The sequence below is a fragment of the Brunnivagina elsteri CCALA 953 genome (assembly GCF_002289455.1).
Classification (GTDB): Bacteria; Cyanobacteriota; Cyanobacteriia; order Cyanobacteriales; family Nostocaceae; genus Brunnivagina; species Brunnivagina elsteri.
In genome coordinates this window covers 1-2,184 of sequence record NZ_NTFS01000660.1, presented here as the reverse complement: position 1 = coordinate 2,184, position 2,184 = coordinate 1, and the positions used below count along the sequence as shown (strand labels likewise).

Sequence of the window (2,184 nt, the reverse complement as noted above, 5' to 3'; positions counted from 1 at the left end):
CTTTAGGTTGCCTTCAGGATCTACATAGCTCCATCCAATAGAGCCGGGGTTCATGTCAATCCCTAAACAACCCTTCACGCTGAATCTCAACTTTCAATTCTCGAATCTTTCTCGGCATAATTATTTTGACATTTTCCCTATTTCCTATTCCAGCAACCAATTAAATAAACCTTCGACAGTCAAATTAAAATCTTTCGCAAACTCAGGAACAGGCAACCTTGTATCAGCCTCATCGCAAACAATTGTCGGCTTATCTGGTAAGTAAATGAATACCGATTGCTCTTGTGGATCGATTAACCATCCCATCTGCGTCCCATGTTTCAAACAATGTAAAATGTTTTTAGTAACCTTAGTTTGACTTTGGTCAGGTGAGAGAATTTCAATTGTCCAATCTGGAGAAATCGAGAACACATTTGCGACTCCACCATTCTCTTTACGGGGGATTCTATTCCACAGAAAAACCGAAACATCGGGAATAATAGATTTTCCCCCAACTGTACAGCGAAGTTCGGTAAAAGCTCGTGCAATTTGCTGTGGTTTAACTACTAAATTAATCGCAGGTGGTAATTCGGTTTGAAGTACGCTATGCTCACCTTGAGGCATTGGTTTTTGAATTATTTTTCCATCAATATATTCGCTAGCAGGTTCAGTTTCTGCTATCTGCAAAAATTCTTCTAATGTTAATGTTCTAGTAGGTGTTCGTACCATTTTCCATTTTCTTCAAAAGCTTTAGTGGTACTGCTGATATTTCCCAATACTAACGTGCGATAGGCCTTTGGTGTTAAGCTCTATTAATTCCTTCAAAACGCAAAAGAACACCAAGAAAACCTCCGCGAACCTCCGCGTATAACTCAGCGTTCCTCTGCGTTAAAAAAAACAACAAATTATACAGATGTCAAACTCAAACCCTTCGCAGTCTCAAAGAAAAAGCGGACATTATCCTCAGGAGTCTCCGGTAAAACACCGTGACCAAGGTTAAGAATATGACCCCAATTACCAGCCTTCCGCACAGTATCATAAATGCGATCGCGGATAAATTCCTGGGAACCAAACAACACACCAGGGTCTAAATTTCCCTGTACCTTCATAGTTTTCCCCAGACGCTGACGAGCATCAGCCATATCCACAGTCCAATCCACAGAAATAATATCTGCCCCCGATTGTCCCATCCGTTCCAAAACCCCCGCACAACCAGTAACCAACAAAATTAAAGGTGTATCAGGATGGGTTTGCTTAACTTTCTCAAACACCATTTGTTGATAAGGACGGGCAAAAGTATCATAATCTTGGGGACTAAGTTGTCCAGCCCAAGAATCGAACATTTGCACTACCTGCGCTCCAGAGTCAATTTGATAGCACATGTAGGTTGCGATCGCATCAGCCAGTTTCGATAACAATTGGTGTAAAATTGTTGGGTCAGAAAATGCCATATTCTTAATTACAGAATAGGTTTTAGAACCCTTTCCTTCCACAGCATAAGCCGCCAGCGTCCAAGGTGCGCCAACAAATCCTAAAACAGTGGAATTATTCCCCACTTCCTGCCGCAATGCCCCTAAAATCGTCTTAATAAACGGCATCGACTCATTCGGAACAAGGGGATATAAATTATCAACTTGGGCTTGAGTACGAATCGGTTGGTGAATAATTGGTCCCTTTCCCTCCGCAATATCCATATCAATACCAATACCAGGAAGGGGAGTGACAATATCAGAAAATAGAATCACACCATCAGGCTGAAACGCTCTCCAAGGCTGTAAAGAAACCTCAATGGCAACCTCCGGAATTTCCGAGCGATCGCGAAAAGAAGGATATTTCTCTCTTAAATCTCGATAAGCCTTCATATATCGTCCAGCCTGTCGCATCATCCAAACAGGGGGACGCTCTACAACTTCACCACGAGCAGCCCGTAATAAGTGAGGCTCAGAAACGGAAATACCCATTAACACTTCATCCTATATAACTTTTTTATCTCATTTTTTAGCTTACCGTTCAAATGGCAAAGGGAAAAGGGGAACAGCCAAAGGTGAAGATTTATTTAGATTTAATGGGAAGAAAGCGAAATATTCCTTAATCTTTCTTCGATTATATTCAATATAAACCTCGTCTACGTTGAAAACCGTAGTTTTTCTTCATCTTCTTCAAGATGATTTTTTACCCACAAGCGATCGCTAATTTCAAACGGAT

At 41.2% G+C, this 2,184-nt stretch carries 2 protein-coding genes; both read right to left on the bottom strand.

Annotated features, from left to right (window positions below; all coding sequences use genetic code 11):
• Positions 1–144: 144 nt before the first annotated feature.
• The gene (locus tag CK510_RS29625; protein WP_095725020.1) at positions 145–708 is read right to left on the bottom strand and encodes a Uma2 family endonuclease; all 564 of its coding nucleotides are present in this window, start codon (positions 706–708) and stop codon (positions 145–147) included.
• 176 nt (positions 709–884) lie between these two features.
• Positions 885–1,940: a uroporphyrinogen decarboxylase gene (hemE, locus tag CK510_RS29620; protein ID WP_095725019.1), complete on the bottom strand. Its 1,056-nt coding sequence runs from the start codon at positions 1,938–1,940 to the stop codon at positions 885–887.
• Between the last annotated feature and the right edge of the window lie 244 nt (positions 1,941–2,184).

Bases quoted from the DNA above. Each gene is read 5' to 3' on its own strand.
- CK510_RS29625 (WP_095725020.1), bottom strand. From the start codon at position 708: ATGGTACGAACACCTACTAGAACATTAACATTAGAAGAATTTTTGCAG.
- hemE (WP_095725019.1), bottom strand. From the start codon at position 1,940: ATGGGTATTTCCGTTTCTGAGCCTCACTTATTACGGGCTGCTCGTGGT.